Raw genomic sequence first — 2944 nt, 5'->3', positions numbered from 1 at the left:
GGGGAATCAGGAAGCCAATGATGCCGGCCGTCTTGATCTTCCAGACGTAAGGCTGGACCTGGGGGAGATCCAGCGCCTTGACGTAGTTGATGAACGTCATGAATCCGAGCGGTACCTGGCCAAGGCCGAGGAACCACAACGTCAAAAGGCCGGCGAAATATTCGCCGGCCAGAAGGGCGACCACCGCGAGGGCCGCGGCCCACCATCCCCTGTTGCTCGTCATAACTTGTCCTTATGGAACGCCTGTTTCGTGTGCAGGATCTGATCAGTGTTGCATCGGCGAGAGAGATTCGCCGCCAAATGTACCTGTCCATTCGCCTGAGGTGATCGCCTTCGGGCAGACACGGAGGTACTCCTTGAGCGAAATCGTATCGTCCTGATCCCAGTCCTTGCCGTAGGTCATGACGGGCTTGCACCACGGAGAGGTCATCCACGCCCCTGTGTATGGGGCGATGGGTGACCAGCAGCGCAAGGGTTTCAGCTTCACGTCCTGGCCTTCGTGGCAGAACAAGAACGGATCGCTCTTTCGATAGGTGAGGTCGTCGGGTCCGACGTCTGCCACCGCGGCGGTAGAGATCAGGAAGCCAACGAGGAAGATCCAGTTCTTCATGGAATGTCCTTAGCGATGATAGATGTGGGACGACTGCGTTTCACGGGCCGGCAACCCCATGGTTGGGCCGGTTGTTCTGCTGCTGTTGCGCCTGCTGCTGCGCAAGCGCCTCATTCTGCTGTGCCTGCCGCACCTCGGCAGCCTGCTGCCACTGTGCGCTGCTCTGGGCCACCGGTGTGGCGACCGCCTGGGCGTTATCGACACTAGCGACCTGCTTCAGCGGAGAGTTGAGCTCACCCTGCACGGCGTAGGTGCGAATGCCGGGGGCGTCGAGCAGCACGTGGTTGACCTTGTCCAGGCCTTCCTTGCGCGCAGCCACGGTAAGCGATGCGGCCAGGTTCTCACTGAGCTGGTCGGGTGAACGACCCTGCTTCGCATCAACCTGGTGCACGCCTTCGAGCACTTTCTTGAACAGTTCGTTGTCCGGGTGCTGTGGGTGGTTCAGGGCGACCTGCGGCTTGTCGTGCTCGAACCATTCCTTGGGATGGGTCAGCGTATGCCACGCGCTGGAGGCCTTTTCCTCGAAGGCATGGAAGCCCTCGCTGACTTCTTCCTTCAGGTGCTCAAAGCCTTCCTTGAGATGCTCGAAGCCTTCCTTCGCCTCGTGCACGACCTCTTCGATGCCGTGTTCAACGGCGAGGATGCCCTTGCCAGCTAGCTCAAATGCCTCGCGTTCCACCGCATCCTTGATATCGCCGATGGTGCGCGGGATGTTCAGGGGAGCGGAGACGAGCATGCGGATGTCAGCCACGTCATCGCGGTAGCGGTCGACCATGCCCTTGTGGGCTTCATAACGGGCCTCGTTCTCCGGCGCGATGATCGACTGGCCGAGCAGCTTGCTGTTCGGCACGAAGTTGTCGATGGCGTGCGCGTCGAAATCCGTGGCCTTGATCGGGTTGCGCAGGCTCAGGATGCCGCTGTCGTCGCGGTAGCCGGCGTGCTGAAGTGTGTCGATATCCTGTTGGGCCGCATACACGCGCACCTGCCCGTAGTGCGGGCTGGCGGCGCTGACGATGTCGCCGGCGCGCACGTGGTCGATCACGGTATTGCCGCCTTCCGGAATGCCCTTGAGGCTGGCCGCACCGTATGCGTTGAAGGTTTCGCCGTGCAGGCCGTACTTGGCCGCGTTGATTTCGGCGAGGGTGCCGCCGAGGGAGTGGCCAGTCACGGTGATCCGGGGCTCGCGGTCATTGAGTTCGGCTTCGTGCGTCGCCTTCTCGATCACTTCGCGGGTAAATAGCTCGGAGGCAGGCGACTGGGCATTCACCCCCAGCAGCACCATGCCGGCATCGACGCCGCCGTCGCGAACGGGCTCGCGGTCGAATTCCGTACCGCGATAGGCGATGACGACTTCGCCGGTGTCCTGGCGCTGGTACGCGGTGGCCTGGAACCCCGTGAGCGGGTCATCGGTGGTGGCGAAGACCTTGTAGGCAATGCCATCGAGTTTGACGTCGGCATCGACCTGGCTGTCGTGGTAGCTCTCCTGCGCGAGCAGCGCATAGTCCGTTGAGCGGATTGTCATAAGGTCTTCTCCGCCGCGCGCAGCGTGATGGAGAAGGTCTTGGACGGATCCTTGAACTGGCTGCGATCCGGATTACCGCTGTTGACCAGGGCGGTCTGGTCTTCGGCATAGGCGCGGTTGGCGTAGAACCGGGTGACTTCCTTGTGGTTGAAGATGTCCTCGTTGAACACCGAGGAAGCGAAATCCATCTTCCCCTTGTGGGCTTCGACATCGGCCGAGACGACCGACCAGTGGCAGACGCCCTTGCCGTAGTAGTCCTCGTCCTGGAGGAGGTCGGCGAAGAATTCGCCCTTATAGGTGTTCCCACCCGCGTGGGTGAGCTTGACCGGCTCGCGGCGCGTTGGCGCCACGGTCGCGCCGACGACCGGCGTGAGGGGTACGCAGGCGTCATTGGCGACGCGGTAATTGATGTTCGCGTCGACACTGTCGAACGGGCCCGGTGCGTCGTTCACCTCGATGGTGATTTCGTAGCGCATGCGCGGGTTCGGATTGAGCTTGACGTCAGGCTTGTTCATGGTGGCACCGGTAGCGGAAAAGGGCAGGGCAAGGAACAGGGATGCGGTAGCGGCAACGTGCCGCCATCGGGTCGGGTTCAAGTCTTTCTCCTTCCGGCATGCCGGGCGTGCTTTGCAAGATCGTTTGCCATGTGTAGCTCCTGGTTAATGTGCGGATGCGCGGTGAGTTGCGCGCTTAAAGGCCCGGCGATGGCGTCGACCCCTGCTGCGTTGGGGCCTGATGGTGCTCCGGCTGGGTAGCTAACACGGCCGACTGTTGCGTGACGGCCTGCTACAGCTCAGACGAGCACAGTAACA

The 2944-nt window shown here is 61.9% G+C and carries 3 protein-coding genes and 1 pseudogene; all 4 read right to left on the bottom strand.

What is annotated here, in order from left to right:
- Window positions 1–223: pseudogene (locus tag ACTHLF_RS21555) on the bottom strand (type IV secretory system conjugative DNA transfer family protein); the annotation flags it as partial.
- Between the two features lie 42 nt (window positions 224–265).
- Window positions 266–610: a hypothetical protein gene (locus ACTHLF_RS21550; RefSeq protein WP_440330335.1), complete on the bottom strand. Its 345-nt coding sequence runs from the start codon at window positions 608–610 to the stop codon at window positions 266–268.
- 40 nt (window positions 611–650) lie between these two features.
- The gene (locus ACTHLF_RS21545) at window positions 651–2132 is read right to left on the bottom strand and encodes an XVIPCD domain-containing protein (RefSeq protein ID WP_440330333.1); all 1482 of its coding nucleotides are present in this window, start codon (window positions 2130–2132) and stop codon (window positions 651–653) included.
- Entirely contained in the window at window positions 2129–2728 is a 600-nt protein-coding gene (locus ACTHLF_RS21540; protein WP_440330331.1) for a hypothetical protein, read from the bottom strand. Before ACTHLF_RS21540 ends, ACTHLF_RS21545 begins: the two co-directional genes overlap by 4 nt.
- Window positions 2729–2944: the final 216 nt, after the last annotated feature.

The sequence above is a fragment of the Luteibacter sp. genome (genome assembly GCF_051958795.1).
Lineage (GTDB): Bacteria > Pseudomonadota > Gammaproteobacteria > Xanthomonadales > Rhodanobacteraceae > Luteibacter.
This window is presented reverse-complemented; position numbering and strand designations above follow the sequence as displayed.